The following is a 17667-nucleotide window of genomic DNA, read 5'->3' as shown; positions in this document are numbered from 1 at the left end:
CGTTTCTTGCCCAAACCTCTGAAAATCAGCGCCACAGCGCGAGCATGGCGTAACCAGTGAGCGCCGCCCAGATCAGCAGCGGAATGGAATAAAGATGAAAACGCCACCAGATCCGGCGGTCGCCGGCCATCCGCAGCGCAATCAGGTTCGCCAGCGATCCGGGCAGCAGTCCAAAGCCGCCGACGTTCACCGCCCAGGCTAACAGCATCGTTGGCGGCACGTAATTGAGCAGCAAAATAGTCGACGGCACGTTGCTGATAAACTGCGACAGGCCAATTGCCGTCAGCCATAGCCCGCCATGCGAGAGCTGGCCGACGTCGTTCAGCCACTGCTGCAGCACCGGCAGCTGCGTCAGCAGATGAACGTCGATAAACATCGCCATAAACACCAGCAGCAGCGACCAGTCGACGTTGATAATCACCGCTCGCGCCAGCAGCAGGAACCCGACGGCAATGAGCGACAGTCCCCAGAGTTCCTGCTTCATCTCCAGCGCCGCCAGAAAGATAAGGTAGAAAGCGAGGCAGCTCCACACCAGCCTCGGCCGCCACTCCGGCGCTTTGTCGCTACTTTGATAATTGAGCCGAGCGGCGGGGAAACAGAACCAACACAGCACCAATAGCGTGATCATCATCGCCGCCGCCAGCGGCAGCATCTGGCCGATAAAGGCAAGAAACGATAGCCCGGAGCGGCCCCACAGTAAAATATTCTGCGGATTGCCGATGGGCGTTAATAAAGAGCCGGCGTTAACCGCCAGTGCTTCAAAAATAATCAGCCGGTTCACCGGGATGGCGCACCATTTTTTCAGTGTTAACGTGAGGGGAACGACAATGAACAGCGCGACGTCGTTGGTCAAAAAAGTGGAAAGCAGCGCGGCAGCCAGCACCATGAAGATGGCCAGTTGGCGTTCGGTGACGAAACGGCGCGCCATTTTGCGCCCCAGCACATCAAAATAACCGCTCAGTTCAATCCCTTTGGTCAGCAGCATTAGCCCACTAAGGGTGATGATCGTGTGCCAGTCGATAGCCTGCCCCCAGCGCTGAGGCGCGAAAGGAACAAACAGGCTAAGGATAACGGCGATAAGTAACAAAAGATGCAGGAAACGGTCGCGAGCGAGCGACTGCACAAGGGGGAGATTCATTCTGCGTGTAATCTCTGGGTAAACAGCTTAAATTGCGCCAGCGTCTCTTCGCTAACGTGGTGTTCCATTCCCTCGGCGTCGCGGCGGGCAATCTCCGGACTCACGCCAATCGCCAGCAGAAAGTTTTCCACTATCTGATGACGCTCGCGGCTTTCATGGGCCAGCTTTTCCCCTTCCGGGGTTAAGAAGATCCCGCGCCAGGGGATCTGTTCGATCAAGCCGACGCTCGCCAGACGCTTAAGCATTTTCGCCACCGTCGGTTGCGAAACGCCAAGACGCGCAGCCATATCCACCTGGCGCGCTTCGCCCACTTCGTTGATCAGATCGGAGATAAGCTCCACATAGTCATCAATCAGCTCGCGACGATGCGCTTCACGCACCTGACGAAACCCCTCTACGTGTTCTTCGACATTAACCAGCTGCGTCACTTTTTTAGTTATGGGCTTACCTGCGCGACGGTTCATTGTGCTTCCTCGTTGGTGTGACGCGTCAAGCATCATATAAAAGGATCCACATTGTAATGGATTGCGCCCGGAGCACAAAAAAATAACATTTTAGCCATAGCTATAAAATATAGCCTGTGCTATATCTGTATGTAATGCAAACAGCCATCACGGATTTGACGGCGCGAAAACGCAGGAGGAATAACCATGAACGAATTCAAGAGGTGCTTAAACGTGTTTAGCCATTCACCCTTTAAAGTACGCTTAATGCTGATCGGCATGCTGTGCGACATGATCAACGGCAAACCGCAGCAGGATAAACCTAACCACTAACGCGGCGTCGCGGTACGCCGCTTCATTTTTTTGTCATTTTTCCCCGTTAACCTACCCGGTTGTCTCGCCCTTCAGCGCTTTTTTCAAGTTTTGTAAGCTTTCTCGCAAAACAATCTGTTATGAACAGTTGACCTTACCATTCGCAGGCCCTATCGTTTGTCAGCCCTGCCACTACTGCGGCTCGCAGAGACCCTCTTCACGCACTGTCCAGCAGGTTTTACCCCCTTGATGCCAGGGGACGAACATGGCGTCTTGTTGATTACGAATTATGAATGTCACTCTGAAAGAAACGCTGGCCGCCCGCAGACTGGCCCTGAACCCGTGGACAGGATTCTACTTTTTACAGTCGCTGTTGATTAATCTGGCGCTTGGGTATGAATTTAGCTTGCTCTATACCGTTGCGTTTACCTGCGTACTCCATCTGCTTTGGCGCACCTTTCCGCGGGTACAAAAAGGGGTAGTTGGCCTCTATTCCCTGCTGGCCGCGATGTACTATCCCTTCGGCCAGGCGTACGGCGCGCCAAACTTCAATACGTTGCTGGCGCTGCACGCCACGAATGTTGAAGAGTCGACGGAAATTCTCACTATTTTCCCGTGGTACAACTATTTGCTGGCGGTATTCATCTTCGCTCTCGGCGTCATTGCCGTACGGCGCAAACCGCAGCCGCCCGCGCGCCTTGGCAAAGTGGAATATCTGGGGCTGCTGTTTAGCATCGGTATCTTCTTCCTGCAACCTGTGCAGAATCTGGCCTGGGGCGGCGTCTTTAAAGTCATTGATAGCGGTTATCCCGCCGTGCGCTTCGTAAAAGACGTGATCGTTAATAACAACGAAGTGCTGGATGAACAGGCGCGGATGGCGCAGTTGGCTAATATGAAAGATAGCTGGCACGTGCTGGCGGTGAAGCCGAAGTACCATCTCTATGTCGTGGTGATTGGCGAGAGCGCGCGCCGCGATGCGCTTGGCGCGTTCGGCGGCCACTGGGACAACACGCCGTTCGCCAGCTCGGTCAACGGCTATCTGTTTAAAAACTACGTGGCCGCCAGCGGCTCCACGCAGAAATCGCTTGGCCTGACCCTCAACCGGGTGGTTGACGGTAAACCCCAGTATCAGGACAACTTCGTCACCCTCGCCAACCGCGCGGGCTTCCAGACCTGGTGGTTCTCCAATCAGGGACAAATTGGTGAATACGACACCGCTATCGCCAGCATCGCCAAACGTGCCGATGAGGTGCAGTTCCTGAAAAACGGTGATTTTGAAGCCAATAAAAATACGCAGGATGAGCAGCTGCTGAAACTGACCGAGCAGGTCTTATCAGTCGAGCGCAGCCAGCCGCAGTTGATCGTATTGCATATTATGGGCTCGCACCCGCAGGCCTGCGATCGTACCAAAGGCAAGTACACCACCTTTGTGCAGTCAAAGGAGACCTCATGCTATCTCTACAGCGTGACGCAAACCGACGCGCTGTTGGCGAAACTCTACGGCCAGCTACAGAATTCCGGCAGCTCTTTCTCGCTCACCTATTTTTCCGATCACGGTCTGGCATTTAAAGAACGCGGTAAGGCGGTGCAGTATCTCGCCCATGATGACAAATATCAGCAGAACTTCCAGGTACCGTTTATGGTGCTCTCCAGCGACGATAAAGCGCATAAGATGATTAAAGCCCGCCGCTCGGCGAATGATTTCCTCAGCTTCTTCTCGCAGTGGACCGGCATCAGCGCACAGGAAATTACCCCACGCTATCGCTTTATCTCGGAACAGAAAGCCGGACCGGTGTATATCACCAATTTCCAGTTACAGAAGGTGGACTACAACCATCTGGGCAGCGACGAGTTTACCGTCAACTAAACGGTATCGCCGAATCACAGGCAAAAAAAATCCGCCCCTTGAGGCGGATTTTTTATATCACCGAAGTGATTAGAAGCGGTAACCTACGCCAGCAATCCAGGTGCCGACGTCAACGTTACGAATGCGAGACTGCTCGTAGGAGAAGTCCAGGGCAACGTTTTCGATCGGGTTGAACTGCATACCAGCGCCGTAAGAGAAACCGTAGTCGCTCATGTCGGATTTGTGGTTCGGGAAGTTGTTGTTCTGGAACTTACCGTAGCCAACACCGATTACGCCGTAGATGCTCGCCCAGTCGTTCAGACGGTAAGCCGGACCAGCGGTGATGCCGTAGTACTGACCTTTGTTGTAAGTACCGTTGCTGGTGTTGTCTTTTTCGGTGTAGGTGAAGGAACCGATAACGCCCAGCGGGTTGTTATCTTGCTCGTAACGGTACTTAAGGTTGAAACCGCCTGCTTTGTTAGCTTTACCCTGCATGTCGCTCTGAGCGTAACCACCGGTAACGGTAGAAGTTGCAGCGAAAGCAGTAGTACCTACGGATGCAGCCAGAACAACGGCCAGTGCTGAAAGACGTGCAATTTTATTCATAACCACCTCAAATGTGTTTCTAATAAGTCCTAAGTCTTAAATATATCAAAAACTTTTGGGAAACTCTTTTGACTTTACATTGTCTAACATACTTTTTCATGTAAGCAAAAGTTTCCACGATTTCGTAACAATCTGGAAATCAAACACTTTTCGCGCAAAAAGTGCTTAACGTTTACCAGCCGTAAGCGCTGTGCATCCAGATTATTCTTAGTCGCGAAGGCATTCCCCTACGCATTTTACGCCATTGTACTGTTTTTCCACCCTCTTTTTTCAACAATCGCTAAACCGTTAAGCGGTTATTCCAGTACACTGGAACCTTTACCTCTTTTGACAAACCCTGACAGGAGAAAGGATGCCCGGCTCGTCCCGTAAAGTTCCGGCGTGGTTGCCGATACTGGTTATTTTGATCGCCATGGTCTCCATTCAGAGCGGCGCATCTCTGGCGAAATCGCTCTTCCCGTTGATTGGCGCACCGGGAGTCACCGCTCTACGCCTGACGCTCGGCACTTTAATTTTAGTCGTTATTTTTAAGCCGTGGCGACTGCGCTTTGCCCCGCAGCAGCGGCTACCGCTGTTCTTTTACGGCGTGGCGCTAGGGGCGATGAACTATCTCTTCTATTTATCGCTTCAGCGGATCCCGCTTGGCGTCGCGGTCGCGCTGGAGTTCACCGGGCCGCTGGCGGTGGCGCTCTTCGGTTCACGCCGCCCGCTTGATTTCGTCTGGGTGGCGCTGGCGGTGCTCGGGCTGTGGTTCCTGCTGCCGCTTGGGCAAAACGTAGGGAAAGTGGATTTAGTCGGCGCGCTGTTCGCGCTCGGCGCCGGCGCATTCTGGGCGGTCTATATTCTTACCGGCCAGCGCGCGGGTGAAGAACATGGCCCGGCGACGGTGGCCATGGGCTCGCTCATCGCGGCGGTAATTTTTGTGCCCATCGGCGTCGTCCAGGCCAGCGATACGCTGCTGCAATGGTCGTTGCTGCCGCTGGGGCTTGGCATCGCCATTCTCTCCACCGCCCTACCCTATTCGCTGGAAATGATCGCCCTGACCCGGATGCCCACCCGTACCTTCGGCACGCTGATGAGCATGGAGCCGGCTCTGGCGGCGCTGTCGGGAATGGTGTTCCTCGGCGAGACGCTAACCCTGACGCAAACTCTGGCATTAGGGGCCATTATCGTTGCCTCAATGGGTTCCACGCTGACCATGCAGCGGCAAAGCAAAATCGAGAAAGTCGATATAAATTAAGATTTTGTTACCGCACTGGCCCGTGACGGTATCGGGCCAGCCGTCTCATGCTAACAAATTGAATTAAAATGTTTTTTTAAATAGCCAACAACTCTGTGCTATCAAACTGATATGGACAGCCGATGCCTCATACCCGATATCCCTTGCTATAATTAGTCCCGAAGTCATTTGGGACAAACGCTCTACATAATTCAAATTTGAAGTATGACGAGTATCAATATCAAGAGGATATGAAACTATGAGTACCGCAAAACTGGTTAAAACTAAAGCGTCTAACCTGCTCTACACCCGTAACGATGTGGCAGACAATGAGAAGAAAGCGACTATTGAGCTGCTGAATCGCCAGGTGATCCAGTTCATCGACCTGTCTCTGATCACCAAGCAGGCCCACTGGAATATGCGCGGTGCCAACTTTATTGCTGTCCATGAAATGCTGGATGGTTTCCGCACTGCGCTCACCGATCACCTTGATACGATGGCTGAACGTGCCGTTCAACTGGGCGGCGTCGCACTGGGCACCACTCAGGTCATCAACAGCAAAAGCCCGCTGAAAAGCTACCCGCTGGATATTCACTCCGTTCAGGAACACCTGAAAGAGCTGGCGGACCGTTACGCCATCGTGGCCAATGATGTGCGTAAAGCGATCAGCGAAGCGAAAGATGAAGACACCGCCGATATCTTTACCGCGGCTTCCCGCGACCTGGATAAATTCCTGTGGTTCATCGAAGCGAATATCGAATAAACGTCTACCGCCGTCAGCGCCCGCTGGCGGCTTTTTCCTTTTCTCCCACGCTACCCCCCGCAATCGCTTAGCTCGCCCTCTTTTGGTGCATATGTATGTACACAATACGTACTAAAGTAAAACAATTGTAATAATCACCTCACACAATCGTTACAGCAAGATTGTTTTCCCATCAGGGTTTGCGTTAAAAATGCTCTGGTTATTCGCTACGTTTATATTGCACCAAAATGATGCCCCGTCACGGTGCGTTTGCTGTATCGAGTAACCGAAATTGTGCAAGCAATATGAAAGCTCCTGTTGAAAAACAATAGCTTGTAAAACTGGCACGATTTTTTCATTAGGCTACACGTTCTCGCAGGGGCTCGTCCCGTGGATAAAAAAGGAAATACTATGAAGTCTGTATTAAAAGTGTCACTGGCTGCACTGACCCTGGCTTTTGCGGTTTCGTCTCACGCCGCAGATAAAAAACTGGTAGTCGCCACCGATACGGCGTTTGTTCCGTTTGAATTTAAGCAAGGTGATAAATACGTCGGCTTCGATATTGACCTGTGGGCCGCGGTCGCTAAAGAGCTGAAACTGGACTACACCCTGAAACCAATGGACTTCAGCGGCATCATTCCCGCGCTGCAGACCAAAAACATCGATCTGGCGCTGGCGGGGATCACCATCACCGACGAGCGTAAAAAAGCAATCGACTTCTCCGACGGCTACTACAAAAGCGGCCTGCTGGTGATGGTGAACGCGAAAAACAATGACATTAAAGATGTGAAAGATCTGAACGGCAAAGTGGTCGCCGTGAAGAGCGGCACCGGCTCCGTTGATTATGCGAAAGCCAACATCAAAACCAAAGATCTGCGCCAGTTCCCGAACATTGATAACGCTTATATGGAACTGGGCACCGGCCGCGCTGACGCGGTACTGCACGACACGCCAAACATCCTGTACTTCATTAAAACTGCCGGTCAGGGCAAGTTCAAAGCGGTAGGCGAATCGCTGGAAGCGCAAAGCTACGGTATCGCCTTCCCGAAAGGCAGCGACGAACTGCGCGAAAAAGTGAACGGCGCGCTGAAAACGCTGCGTGAAAACGGCACCTACAACGAAATTTACAAAAAATGGTTCGGTACTGAACCAAAATAATAATCAGGACGACTTCCCGCGGCCAATCCGCCGCGGGCTCCACGGCGCCAGGGTCTCTTTGCCCGGCGCCGTATTCGCAGAGGCTTTCTCTGCTTTCGACACGGTAACAGTAACAGGAACACATTATGCAGTTTGACTGGAGTGCCATCTGGCCCGCCATTCCTATTTTGCTGGAAGGCGCCAAAATGACGCTGTGGATTTCGGTCCTCGGCCTGGTTGGCGGCCTTATCATCGGTCTGGTGGCCGGTTTCGCCCGCTGTTTCGGCGGCTGGATAGCCAACCACATCGCGCTGGTATTTATTGAAATCATCCGCGGCACGCCTATTGTGGTGCAGGTGATGTTCATTTACTTCGCGCTGCCGATGGCGTTTAGCGACTTACGCATCGACCCGTTCACCGCCGCGGTGGTGACCATCATGATCAACTCCGGGGCCTATATCGCGGAAATCACCCGCGGCGCGGTGCTGTCCATCCATAAAGGTTTCCGCGAAGCGGGTCTGGCGCTGGGGCTCTCCCGCCGCGAGACCATCCGCCACGTGATCCTGCCGCTGGCGCTGCGCCGTATGCTGCCGCCGCTCGGTAACCAATGGATTATCAGTATCAAAGATACGTCGCTGTTTATCGTTATCGGCGTCGCCGAACTGACCCGCCAGGGCCAGGAAATTATTGCCGGTAACTTCCGCGCGCTGGAAATCTGGAGCGCCGTTGCCGTCATTTATCTGATCATCACCCTGGTGTTGAGCTTCATTCTGCGTCGTCTTGAAAGAAGGATGAAAATCCTGTGATTGAATTTAAAAACGTTTCCAAACACTTTGGCCCGACTAAAGTGCTGCACGATATCGATCTGAAGATCAATAAAGGCGAAGTGGTCGTGATCATCGGGCCGTCCGGCTCCGGTAAATCCACGCTGCTGCGCTGCATCAATAAACTGGAAGAGATCACCAGCGGCGATCTTATCGTCGATGGCCTGAAGGTGAACGACCCGAAAGTTGACGAGCGCTTAATTCGCCAGGAAGCCGGAATGGTATTCCAGCAGTTCTATCTGTTCCCGCACCTGACGGCGCTGGAGAACGTGATGTTCGGCCCGCAGCGCGTGCGCGGCGCGTCGAAAGCGGCGGCGGAAACGCTGGCGAAAGAGCTGCTGGCGAAGGTGGGTCTTGCGGAACGCGCGCACCACTATCCATCCGAACTCTCCGGCGGCCAGCAGCAGCGCGTCGCTATTGCCCGCGCGCTGGCGGTGAAACCGAAAATGATGCTGTTTGATGAGCCGACTTCGGCACTTGACCCGGAACTACGCCATGAAGTGCTGAAAGTCATGCAGGACCTGGCCGAGGAAGGCATGACGATGGTCATCGTAACCCACGAAATCGGCTTTGCTGAAAAAGTGGCATCACGGCTGATCTTCATCGATAAAGGCCGCATCGCCGAAGACGGCGACCCGCAGGTTCTGGTGAAGAACCCGCCAAGCCCGCGTCTGCGCGAGTTTTTACAGCACGTAGCCTGATGCGCCCGGCTCTCCCCGGTAAGGGGAGAGCCGCTTTCCAGATTCATCCCACCGCTCCTTCTCCTCTGACCCCTTCTATACTTAGCAGTTTGAGATGCAATGGAGGCGCCCATGCCGTGGATCCTACTGTTGCTCGCTGCGCTGTGGATTTCACCGCTGTCGGCGGCGTCATTGCCCGGCATTCCGGCGGCGACAACCGACAAAAGCACAGCCAGCGAGCCTGACCTCGAACAAAAAAAAGCCGCCTGGGCGGCATTAGCTGACGTGCTGGATAATCCAGACTCGCGGCAGGAGTTAATCGATGAGCTGCGCAAAGCCGCCGCTACCCAGCCCTCTGCCGCCGCCCCCACGCTGACCCCGCCAGAAGTCAAAGACGAGCAAACCGTTCTTGAAAGCGTGACGGAAATTAGCCGCCAGTATAGCGAGCGCCTGTCGTCACGGTTTTCGCAGCTATGGCGCAATATCACCGGCTCGCCGCATAAGCCTTTCCATGCCGATGCTTTTCGCAATGCCGCTGGCGACTTCCTGCTGCTGGCCGGGCTGGTATTTGCCTTCTGGTGGTTAGTACGCCTGGCGGCGCTGCCGCTGTACCGCAAAATGGGCCATTGGGGAAGGCACAAAAACCGTGAGCGCAATAACTGGCTCCAGTTACCGGCAACCATTGCTGGCGCTTTTATCATTGACCTGCTTTTGCTGGCGCTAACGCTGTTTATCGGCCAGCTGTTAAGCGATCGTTTAAACGGCGGCAACCGCACCATTGCTTTTCAACAAAGCCTGTTTCTTAACGCCTTCGCGCTGATCGAGTTTTTTAAAGCCATTCTGCGATTGATTTTTTGCCCGCGGATTGCCGATTTACGCCCCTTCAATATCAGCGACGAACACGCAATCTACTGGAACTTACGCCTCAGCGCCCTGAGTAGCCTGATTGGTTACGGGCTGATCGTGGCGGTACCGATTATCTCCAACCAGGTTAACGTGCAGATTGGCGCGCTGGCCAACGTCATCATAATGTTGTGCATTACGGTGTGGGCGTTGTATCTGATTTTCCACAACAAACGCGCCATCACTCAGGGGCTTATCCATCTTGCCGACCGCTCGCTGCCGTTCTTCAGCTTGTTTATTCGCGCTTTTGCTCTGGTCTGGCACTGGCTGGCCTGCGCTTACTTTATCGTGCTGTTCTTCTTTTCGCTCTTTGACCCCGGCAACAGCCTCAAATTTATGATGGGCGCGACGCTGCGCAGCCTCGCTATCGTCGGCGCCGCGGCGCTGGTATCCGGTATTTTGTCACGCTGGATAGCCAAAACCATCACCCTGTCGCCAGAAACCCAACGCCACTACCCGGAGCTGCAAAAACGGCTCAACGGCTGGATCTCCGCCTCGCTGAAAGCCGCGCGGATCCTTACGGTATGCGTGGCGGTGATGCTGTTGCTGAGCGCCTGGGGTCTATTTGATTTTCAGCAATGGCTTCACAATGATGCCGGGCAGAAAACGGTGGATGTCCTGATTCGTATCGCGCTGATCCTGTTCTTCTCCGCCGTCGGCTGGACCCTGCTGGCAAGCCTTATTGAGAACCGCCTGTCATCGGACATTCATGGACGCCCGCTGCCCAGCGCTCGCGCCAGAACGCTGCTGACGCTGTTTCGCAACGCGCTGGCGGTGGTCATTACCACTATTACGATAATGATCTTATTGTCGGAAGTGGGGGTGAACATCGCGCCGCTGCTGGCGGGCGCCGGGGCATTAGGATTGGCTATCTCTTTCGGCGCCCAAACGCTGGTCAAAGATATTATTACCGGCATCTTTATCCAGTTTGAAAACGGGATGAACACCGGCGATCTGGTGACCATCGGGCCATTAACCGGCACGGTGGAACGGATGTCGATCCGCTCGGTGGGCGTGCGCCAGGATACCGGGGCGTACCATATTATTCCCTGGTCTTCGATAACCACCTTCGCCAACTTTGTGCGCGGGATCGGTTCGGTGGTCGCCAACTATGATGTCGACAGGCAGGAGGATTTGGATAAAGCCAATCAGGCGCTGAAGGCGGCGGTCGACGATCTGATGGCGCAGGAGGAGATCCGCGGGCTGATTATTGGCGAACCATCGTTCGCCGGGCTGGTAGGACTAAGCAATACCGCGTTTACGTTACGCGTCAGCTTTACGACGCAGCCGCTGAAGCAGTGGGCGGTACGCTTTGCCCTCGATACCCAGGTGAAGCAGCATTTCGATCGCGCCGGCGTGCGTGCGCCGGTACAAACCTGGCAGGTATTGCCGCCGCCGGGCAACGTAACCCCGGCGGCAGAGACTTAAAATGGACGGCGGCGCTTTGCGTCGTCCATAAAGCTCCAGGCGATAAAGCGGCTCTGTTTCTGCCCCTGCGCCATCTCTTTTTTCACCACTTTCACCGCGCCGACTTCGGTCAGCAGGCGATACAGCGGCGGCAGATTGTCGCCGCGGGAGACCAGCGAGGTAAACCATTTAACCTGGCGGCCGAACTGCTGGCTTTCGCGGATCATCTGCGAAATAAAGGCCACTTCGCCGCCTTCACACCACAGTTCCTGCTGCTGGCCGCCGAAGTTCAGTACGCTATCTTCCCCCAGCCCCAGATTACGGCGTTTACGCTCTCCACCGGCACGCGCGCTGGCGGCGGAATCGTGGAACGGCGGGTTGCAGAGGGTCGCATCATAGGTTTCATTCTTATGAATGATGCCGGTAAAGATTGCCTGGCCCTCTTTCTGACGACGCAGACGAATTTGTCGCGTCAGCCCTGGGTTGCCGTTGATAATCGCCTGGGCGCTGGCAAAGGCCTGCGGGTTGACTTCGCTACCGGTAAAGCGCCAGCCGTATTCATGTGCGCCAATCAGCGGATAGATGCAGTTCGCGCCGGTACCAATATCGAGAATGGTGGCATTTTTCGGGATCTCGCCGCTATCCTGCGCCAGCAGGTCGGCCAGATGGTGGATATAGTCCGCGCGTCCCGGCACCGGCGGGCACAAGAAGCCGTCAGGAATATCCCAGTGTTTTACCGCGTAAAAGTGCGCCAGCAGCGCCTTATTCAGCGCCTTCACCGCCAGTGGATTAGCAAAATCAATGGTTTGCTCACCTACCGGATTCAGGGTGATATAGCTTTGCAGCTCGGGATGAGTCTGGCACAGCGCTGGCAAATCATAGCGTTGGTGATGACGGTTACGCGGGTGCAACCCCGGCTTTTCGGCTTTCATGGCAATCTCCTTTCAACAGCCGCGTAAGATACCCGTTGACGGCGGCGCGGTAAATAAGGGAGTCTGGATATCTTCTTATTTCGCTTTCTGGTGCTCTATGTACTTCTATCAACCTGCCGAAGGCCACGGCCTGCCGCACGACCCGCTGAATGCCATCGTCGGGCCGCGCCCCATCGGCTGGATCGCTTCGCTCGATAGCGCAGGGCAACGTAATCTCGCCCCCTACAGCTTCTTCAACTGCTTTAACTATCGGCCACCGATCATCGGTTTCGCCAGCGGCGGCTGGAAAGACAGCGTGCAGAACATTGTTGAAACAAAAGAATTTGTCTGGAATCTGGCTACCCGGCCACTCGCCGAAGCGATGAATGAAACTTCCGCCACTATTGCACGTCATGAAGATGAATTCCTGCGCGCCGGATTGACCGCCGCGCCGAGCCGGATCGTCCGCGCCCCGCGCGTGGCGGAAAGCCCGGTCAACTTCGAATGTCGCCTGTCGCAGTGTATTCAGTTAACGCGCGCCAGCGGTGAAGCCATCGATAGCTGGCTGGTGCTCGGTGAAGTGGTCGCCGTGCATATCGATGAGTCGCTGCTGGAAGACGGGATTTATCAAACCGCGAAAGCGCAGCCGATTTTACGCGCCGGCGGGCCGACGGCCTACTACAGCATTGATGAAAGCCAGCGCTTCGATATGATCCGCCCGGACGCTCGTTAACTTTAGCGTAGCAAGGATAATACATGCCGCCGCGGGCGAATGCCCGGCGGCAATAAGCGCGTAAAGTGCTTGTTTGCCCATTATTATTTATCCGGTGGTTCTGCTCATCACGACCTAAACTTAAGGTATGTCCCATGCTGTTAATGAGGATATAGCCATGAGAACCTTTCTGCTCGCCCCCGCTTTTATCGCCCTTGCTCTTCTCTCCTCACCCACACAGGCCACCAACCCCGAGACCGCTGCCGTGGCCGTTGGCCCGCTGCGCCCGTCCGGCTCAGTTTCCGCCTCCGGCGCCAGCACCCTCGACGATTTACAGGCGCAACTGGCGCAAAAAGCCCACCAGCAGGGGGCGATTGCCTGGCGAATAAACGCCGCTGGCGGCGGCAACAAATTAGCCGGCAGCGCGATAATTTATAAATAATCCTTCTGCCCTCGTCGGGAATACGCAGCCGGAAATCCCGCCTCCCTGGACTTGGCTGCGCATTTTTCGCCCCCATATTTTCTATACTGTTTATAGATTGCAAACACGAGGATCGCATCATGGCATCAGGTTGGGCAAACGATGGAGCCGTCCAGGATCAAATTGACAGCACGGTAAACGATGCCGTCGCCCGCGCCCGCAGCGAGCTTCCTGGCGGAGAGAGCAACAAATTTTGTGAAGAATGCGGAGAGCCTATTCCGGAAGCGCGGCGCAAGGCGCTCGCCGGGGTCAGATACTGCGTGAAGTGCCAGCAGGATAAAGATTTACATAACAATACATATTCAGGATATAATCGTCGCGGTTCCAAAGACAGCCAGCTTCGCTGACCTTCCTTTACCGTTCATTACCGCTGATTGCGCTATCTTTTCACGCACGTTTTTTGGCGAAAAAAGTGGCAAAATGTGCCTTTAGTTGCCATGGCAACTAGTTTGTCCTTCTAGCGCAGCAATAGCGTAAAATAATTTATTAATAATCAATAAATTATTATTCATTCAAAAAATTCGATGAAGACTGTGAATTTCCTTCGATTTTATCTCGCGACAAAAAACGTGATACTTATCACATCGACGGAACATCGTCCCCCTACAGAACACACTGCGAGAGATTAATTATGAAAAACATCAAATACGCTGCCGCTGCTATCGCCCTTTCCGCTCTGTCTTTCGGCGCATTCGCCGCTCAGCCGGTAACCCCAGCCCAGGCAGAAAGCATGAATAAAATCGGCGTTGTTTCCGCTGAAGGCGCAACAACACTGGATGGTCTGGAAGCCAAACTGGCTGCTAAAGCCGATGCCGCTGGCGCAACCGGCTACAGCATCACCTCCGCTAACACCAACAACAAAGTTAGCGGTACCGCGGTTATCTACAAATAATCGCAGCAATACTCTGAAATGCCACTGAATTAACCCTGAAAAGACCTTTTAAATACCCTTGTTTGCCCGTCCGAGCCACCGGACGGGCTTTTTTTTGTCCGTTTACCAGCGTTCGGCAACCTGCGCCAGGCCATTAGCGAGCGAAGTCGCCTGGCCGGTGGCGACCAGGCAGCAGGCAAGCTGAATTTTCAGCGACTGCGGAACCGGCTCGCTACCGCTCACGCAGCGCTCAATCCAGCGCGCGGTAATTTCAGGATCTTTGGATTCCGGCAATGCCACTTTTTCCTGCACACTCTCGTCGGCCCGCTCATGCAACACTCTGGTTCCCGCCGCATCAATCAGGTTAATTTGCGGGCAGCGCTGCGGGTTGGCATAGACTTCACCTTCGGTACCGTGCATCAGCAGCGCCCGGCCACCGATCTGCGTAAAGAACGCCGCGACCTTGCCGACATATTCCGGATGCGACACGCTCGACAGCCGCAGCGCGGCATCTTCAGCGAACGGCGTCGCCAGCTTGGCCAGCGTATGCGCGCTGTTGCGCACCCCCATCCGCCAACGCAATGCCAGCTGCTTTTCCAGCGGCGGGCACAGCGCCCCGACCGGGATATAGACCGGCTCATGGCTGTCGAGACGCGCCTGGGCCTGACCCGCGTGGGTGGTGGCCGGGATCCCCATCAGCGCAAAAATGGTCTCGGTCAGGACGCGGGTTGGATCATGACTGACGCCATGAACCACCACCGGGAAACCGAGTTTATGCAGCAGTACCGCCAGCAGCGGCGTCAGGTTGGCCTGTTTGCGCGCGCCGTTATAGCTGGGGATAACAATCGGCATCGGTTTCGCTACCGGCGGCGTCAGGCGGATGGTCTGTAGCTGCATCGCCTCATAAAAGCCCTGCATTTCGGCTTCGCCTTCGCCCTTGATGCGCAGCGCAATGAGAATAGCGCCCAGTTCCAGATCGTCCACTTCGCCGTTTAACATCCGCGTATACAGCGCACGGGCCGTGACTAAATCCAGGTCGCGAGCGTGATTTTTGCCGCGCCCGACTTCTTTGATGATTTTGGTGTAATCCATCGACTTGCTCCCTCCAGCGGTAGGCTCCGCCGACCGCACCGCTTATGCGCTTAGCGGCGTCGGCGACGCGTCTGTTTTGCTTTGCTTTTTACTATAACCTCGGGAACGCCCGGCTGCTCTATGGGAAATACCGGTAACGCATTTAACAATCGCGCGCCGTAATTTTTAGTCAGCAGGCGCTTATCGTAAATAATGACTTCGCCCCAGCACTGATGGCTACGGATCAGGCGCCCGACCTGTTGAATCAGGTTGAATGAGGCGCTCGGCAGGCTTTGCACCTCAAAGGGATAGCGGTTGAGGCTTTTCAACCACTCGCCTTCGGTGATCACCACCGGGCTGTCGATCGGCGGGAAGGCGATTTTATGGATATGCACCTGGCTTAACAGCTCGCCTTTTAAATCCAGCCCTTCGGCAAAAGATTGCAGGCCAACCAACACGCTGCGCTCGCCGCCTTCAACGCGTTTACGATGCAGCTCGACCAGTCGATAGCGCGGCTGGTCGCCCTGCACCAGCAGCATCAGGCGCAGATCGGTAACATGTTCCAGAAAGCGATTCATGGCCCGCCCGCTGGCGAACAGCACCAGCATACCAAGATGCTTTTTGCTCTCGACCTGCTCACGGAAAAAAGCCGCCATTTCGGCGATGTGCTGCTCTTCATTATCAATAAGCGGCTCATAGCGCATTTGCGGAATAATGATTTTTCCCTGCTCGACGTGATTGAACGGCGAGTCCAGCGCCACGAAACGATCGCCCGCTTTCTCTTTCAGGCCGCTCATCTCCTGCAGGCGCGAGAAGCTATTCAACGAACGCAGCGTCGCCGAGGTGACGACAATATGCGGCACGCTGCGCCACAGCAGACGTTCGAGCTGATCGCTGACGCGGATTCCCACGCAGTGGAACCAGACATGGATCTGGCCATCGCGAATCTCGCGGGTGGCCCACTTGGTCACCGGCGCGCCGGAAGACTGCGCCATTGAGGCCAGCCGCCACAGCTTGCTCTGACTTTCGAACATGCCAAGGGCCCGGTTCATCTGCAGCAGGATACGATGCAGGCGCACCACGTCGTGACTGCCGGTCTTTTCGCTAAGATCGTTGAGAAACAGCTCCGCCAGCCCGCGCAGCATTTCGGTGAGCTTGGCCAGCCGCTGGCAAATCTCCATCACTTCCTGCGGCAGTTCGCCCATCGGGAAGCGATGCTCCGCCTCCTGGGCGGCAGGCATATAGAGATTGAGAATATTATTGAGCGAGGCGATAAGCTCATACAGCTCTTCGCAGTGTTCATTTAACCGTTCCGGATTGGCCAACGGCGGCGTGGTCTTCGGACGGAATTGCTCCATGCAGGTCGCCACCAATTTGCTGAACAGATCCAACTGCAGCCGGTACCATGGCGCGGTTATCTCCGCGCTCATCTCTAAGGCGTCGCGGGCGACGTCCGGCAGATGGTGGCCTTCGTCGAGCACCAGCAGCAGGTTTTTCGGCTCTGGCAGCACCGCTTCGCTCTCCATGGCCGCCATCACCAACGCATGGTTGGCCACCACCACTTCCGCTTCCTGGATTTCGCGCCGGGCGACGAAGAATGGGCATTCGCGGTAGTAGTGGCAGTTGCGGTTAAGACAGCTGGCTTTATCGGTGCTTAGCCGCCCCCACAGGGCGTCATCAATGGGCTTGTCGGTATGATCGCGCAGGCCGTCCCATTTATAGCCGTCGAGATCGGTTTTCAGCGTCGCGCAGAGCTTTTGTTCGGCCTGGTTTTTTGGCGTCAGATCGTCATCGAGGAACGCCAGCAGATCCTGCTGCGTCGCCTCGGTACTGGCCAGCGCCGCCAGATTACGCGGACAAACGTAGCGACCACGGCCAAAGGCGGCGGTAAAGCGCAGGTCGGGAATAATCTTGCGCAGCAGCGGCAGGTCTTTACTGTAGATTTGATCCTGCAGCGCGACGTTGGCGGTACTGACCACCAGCGTTTTTTGTTCCTCACGGGCAATGGCGATGCCGGGGATCAGATATGACAGCGTTTTGCCGACGCCGGTCGGCGCTTCGATAGCCAGATGCCGCCCCTCTTCCCCGGCGAGCGTTTTCGCCACATCGGCGATCATCTGCCGCTGCGGGGCTCGGGGGATAAAGTCCGGGATCTGTTCCTGAAGCGCCTTATACCAGGCGGCGATTTGCGCTTTAAGCGCAGCGGTCAAAGCCATGAGAAAACCTGAATACTGTATAAACAGCCACTATTGTGCCATTTTTGCCGGCCAGGAGGTATTGCTTTCTGTAGAGGGTGGAATCGCGCTCGATAAAAAACGCAATGAACGGCAAAAAAAAACGGCCCGCCGCCGCGCACGCGGAGAG

At 55.1% G+C, this 17667-nt stretch carries 18 protein-coding genes; 12 read left to right on the top strand and 6 right to left on the bottom strand.

What is annotated here, in order from left to right:
• Nucleotides 1-25 precede the first annotated feature (25 nt).
• Together ABLV07_RS07140 and mntR are read right to left on the bottom strand one after the other, a co-directional pair.
• Nucleotides 26-1138, bottom strand: a complete 1113-nt coding sequence (locus ABLV07_RS07140; RefSeq protein WP_045364606.1) for an anion transporter — start codon at nucleotides 1136-1138, stop codon at nucleotides 26-28.
• The gene (mntR, locus tag ABLV07_RS07135) at nucleotides 1135-1602 is read right to left on the bottom strand and encodes a manganese-binding transcriptional regulator MntR (protein ID WP_015367574.1); all 468 of its coding nucleotides are present in this window, start codon (nucleotides 1600-1602) and stop codon (nucleotides 1135-1137) included. Before mntR ends, ABLV07_RS07140 begins: the two co-directional genes overlap by 4 nt.
• Before the next feature lie 186 nt (nucleotides 1603-1788).
• On the opposite strand from mntR, the gene mntS reads away from it, so the two are divergent.
• Both mntS and ABLV07_RS07125 read left to right on the top strand, forming a co-directional pair.
• Nucleotides 1789-1914, top strand: coding sequence for a manganase accumulation protein MntS (mntS, locus tag ABLV07_RS07130; protein WP_015367575.1), 126 nt, complete (start codon nucleotides 1789-1791; stop codon nucleotides 1912-1914).
• A gap of 268 nt (nucleotides 1915-2182) precedes the next feature.
• On the top strand, nucleotides 2183-3760 hold the full coding sequence (locus ABLV07_RS07125) for a phosphoethanolamine transferase (RefSeq protein WP_032707650.1): 1578 nt from the start codon (nucleotides 2183-2185) through the stop codon (nucleotides 3758-3760).
• 69 nt (nucleotides 3761-3829) lie between these two features.
• Here ABLV07_RS07125 and ompX read toward each other — a convergent pair whose 3' ends face one another.
• Nucleotides 3830-4345 carry an outer membrane protein OmpX gene (gene ompX / locus ABLV07_RS07120; protein WP_015704823.1) on the bottom strand — a complete coding sequence of 172 codons (516 nt, stop codon included), beginning with the start codon at nucleotides 4343-4345 and terminating at the stop codon, nucleotides 3830-3832.
• 352 nt (nucleotides 4346-4697) lie between these two features.
• Between ompX and rhtA the strand changes: the two genes are divergently transcribed.
• The 6 genes from rhtA (at nucleotide 4698) to ybiO (ending at nucleotide 11278) form a co-directional block, all read left to right on the top strand.
• Complete coding sequence (gene rhtA / locus ABLV07_RS07115) at nucleotides 4698-5585, top strand: threonine/homoserine exporter RhtA (RefSeq protein ID WP_348853472.1); 888 nt, start codon at nucleotides 4698-4700, stop codon at nucleotides 5583-5585.
• A 238-nt stretch (nucleotides 5586-5823) separates the two neighbouring features.
• Nucleotides 5824-6327 carry a DNA starvation/stationary phase protection protein Dps gene (dps, locus tag ABLV07_RS07110; protein ID WP_015704821.1) on the top strand — a complete coding sequence of 168 codons (504 nt, stop codon included), beginning with the start codon at nucleotides 5824-5826 and terminating at the stop codon, nucleotides 6325-6327.
• Nucleotides 6328-6717: 390 nt separating this feature from the next.
• Nucleotides 6718-7464: a glutamine ABC transporter substrate-binding protein GlnH gene (gene glnH, locus ABLV07_RS07105; RefSeq protein WP_015367580.1), complete on the top strand. Its 747-nt coding sequence runs from the start codon at nucleotides 6718-6720 to the stop codon at nucleotides 7462-7464.
• A 125-nt stretch (nucleotides 7465-7589) separates the two neighbouring features.
• A complete protein-coding gene (gene glnP, locus ABLV07_RS07100; protein ID WP_015367581.1) occupies nucleotides 7590-8249 on the top strand; it encodes a glutamine ABC transporter permease GlnP in 660 nt (219 codons plus the stop codon).
• Complete coding sequence (gene glnQ / locus ABLV07_RS07095; protein WP_015367582.1) at nucleotides 8246-8968, top strand: glutamine ABC transporter ATP-binding protein GlnQ; 723 nt, start codon at nucleotides 8246-8248, stop codon at nucleotides 8966-8968. Before glnP ends, glnQ begins: the two co-directional genes overlap by 4 nt.
• A 111-nt stretch (nucleotides 8969-9079) precedes the next feature.
• Nucleotides 9080-11278, top strand: coding sequence for a mechanosensitive channel protein (ybiO, locus tag ABLV07_RS07090; RefSeq protein WP_032714127.1), 2199 nt, complete (start codon nucleotides 9080-9082; stop codon nucleotides 11276-11278).
• On the opposite strand, the gene rlmF is transcribed toward ybiO, so the two are convergent.
• A complete protein-coding gene (rlmF, locus tag ABLV07_RS07085; RefSeq protein ID WP_045360006.1) occupies nucleotides 11275-12189 on the bottom strand; it encodes a 23S rRNA (adenine(1618)-N(6))-methyltransferase RlmF in 915 nt (304 codons plus the stop codon). The genes ybiO and rlmF overlap by 4 nt on opposite strands.
• A 97-nt stretch (nucleotides 12190-12286) precedes the next feature.
• Here rlmF and ABLV07_RS07080 point away from each other — a divergent pair, with 97 nt between their 5' ends.
• From ABLV07_RS07080 to ybiJ, 4 genes are all read left to right on the top strand, one after another.
• Nucleotides 12287-12901: a flavin reductase family protein gene (locus tag ABLV07_RS07080; protein WP_045360008.1), complete on the top strand. Its 615-nt coding sequence runs from the start codon at nucleotides 12287-12289 to the stop codon at nucleotides 12899-12901.
• 157 nt (nucleotides 12902-13058) lie between these two features.
• Nucleotides 13059-13322, top strand: coding sequence for a YdgH/BhsA/McbA-like domain containing protein (locus ABLV07_RS07075; protein WP_348853474.1), 264 nt, complete (start codon nucleotides 13059-13061; stop codon nucleotides 13320-13322).
• A 119-nt stretch (nucleotides 13323-13441) separates the two neighbouring features.
• Nucleotides 13442-13708: a DksA/TraR family C4-type zinc finger protein gene (locus tag ABLV07_RS07070; protein WP_015367587.1), complete on the top strand. Its 267-nt coding sequence runs from the start codon at nucleotides 13442-13444 to the stop codon at nucleotides 13706-13708.
• A 284-nt stretch (nucleotides 13709-13992) separates the two neighbouring features.
• Complete coding sequence (ybiJ, locus tag ABLV07_RS07065; protein ID WP_015367588.1) at nucleotides 13993-14253, top strand: DUF1471 family protein YbiJ; 261 nt, start codon at nucleotides 13993-13995, stop codon at nucleotides 14251-14253.
• Between the two features lie 102 nt (nucleotides 14254-14355).
• On the opposite strand, the gene ybiB is transcribed toward ybiJ, so the two are convergent.
• Complete coding sequence (ybiB, locus tag ABLV07_RS07060; RefSeq protein WP_047037191.1) at nucleotides 14356-15324, bottom strand: DNA-binding protein YbiB; 969 nt, start codon at nucleotides 15322-15324, stop codon at nucleotides 14356-14358.
• A gap of 50 nt (nucleotides 15325-15374) precedes the next feature.
• Nucleotides 15375-17519, bottom strand: coding sequence for an ATP-dependent DNA helicase DinG (gene dinG / locus ABLV07_RS07055; RefSeq protein WP_015367590.1), 2145 nt, complete (start codon nucleotides 17517-17519; stop codon nucleotides 15375-15377).
• Between the last annotated feature and the right edge of the window lie 148 nt (nucleotides 17520-17667).

The organism is Klebsiella sp. CN_Kp097 (genome assembly GCF_040064495.1).
Classification (GTDB): Bacteria; Pseudomonadota; Gammaproteobacteria; order Enterobacterales; family Enterobacteriaceae; genus Klebsiella; species Klebsiella aerogenes.
This window is presented reverse-complemented; position numbering and strand designations above follow the sequence as displayed.

Bases quoted from the DNA above. Each gene is read 5' to 3' on its own strand.
- ybiO (WP_032714127.1), top strand. From the start codon at position 9,080: ATGCCGTGGATCCTACTGTTGCTCGCTGCGCTGTGGATTTCACCGCTG.
- ABLV07_RS07070 (WP_015367587.1), top strand. From the start codon at position 13,442: ATGGCATCAGGTTGGGCAAACGATGGAGCCGTCCAGGATCAAATTGAC.
- ABLV07_RS07125 (WP_032707650.1), top strand. From the start codon at position 2,183: ATGAATGTCACTCTGAAAGAAACGCTGGCCGCCCGCAGACTGGCCCTG.
- glnH (WP_015367580.1), top strand. From the start codon at position 6,718: ATGAAGTCTGTATTAAAAGTGTCACTGGCTGCACTGACCCTGGCTTTT.
- dps (WP_015704821.1), top strand. From the start codon at position 5,824: ATGAGTACCGCAAAACTGGTTAAAACTAAAGCGTCTAACCTGCTCTAC.
- ABLV07_RS07075 (WP_348853474.1), top strand. From the start codon at position 13,059: ATGAGAACCTTTCTGCTCGCCCCCGCTTTTATCGCCCTTGCTCTTCTC.
- rlmF (WP_045360006.1), bottom strand. From the start codon at position 12,189: ATGAAAGCCGAAAAGCCGGGGTTGCACCCGCGTAACCGTCATCACCAA.
- glnP (WP_015367581.1), top strand. From the start codon at position 7,590: ATGCAGTTTGACTGGAGTGCCATCTGGCCCGCCATTCCTATTTTGCTG.
- ybiJ (WP_015367588.1), top strand. From the start codon at position 13,993: ATGAAAAACATCAAATACGCTGCCGCTGCTATCGCCCTTTCCGCTCTG.
- ABLV07_RS07140 (WP_045364606.1), bottom strand. From the start codon at position 1,138: ATGAATCTCCCCCTTGTGCAGTCGCTCGCTCGCGACCGTTTCCTGCAT.
- ybiB (WP_047037191.1), bottom strand. From the start codon at position 15,324: ATGGATTACACCAAAATCATCAAAGAAGTCGGGCGCGGCAAAAATCAC.
- rhtA (WP_348853472.1), top strand. From the start codon at position 4,698: ATGCCCGGCTCGTCCCGTAAAGTTCCGGCGTGGTTGCCGATACTGGTT.
- ABLV07_RS07080 (WP_045360008.1), top strand. From the start codon at position 12,287: ATGTACTTCTATCAACCTGCCGAAGGCCACGGCCTGCCGCACGACCCG.
- dinG (WP_015367590.1), bottom strand. From the start codon at position 17,519: ATGGCTTTGACCGCTGCGCTTAAAGCGCAAATCGCCGCCTGGTATAAG.
- mntR (WP_015367574.1), bottom strand. From the start codon at position 1,602: ATGAACCGTCGCGCAGGTAAGCCCATAACTAAAAAAGTGACGCAGCTG.
- mntS (WP_015367575.1), top strand. From the start codon at position 1,789: ATGAACGAATTCAAGAGGTGCTTAAACGTGTTTAGCCATTCACCCTTT.
- ompX (WP_015704823.1), bottom strand. From the start codon at position 4,345: ATGAATAAAATTGCACGTCTTTCAGCACTGGCCGTTGTTCTGGCTGCA.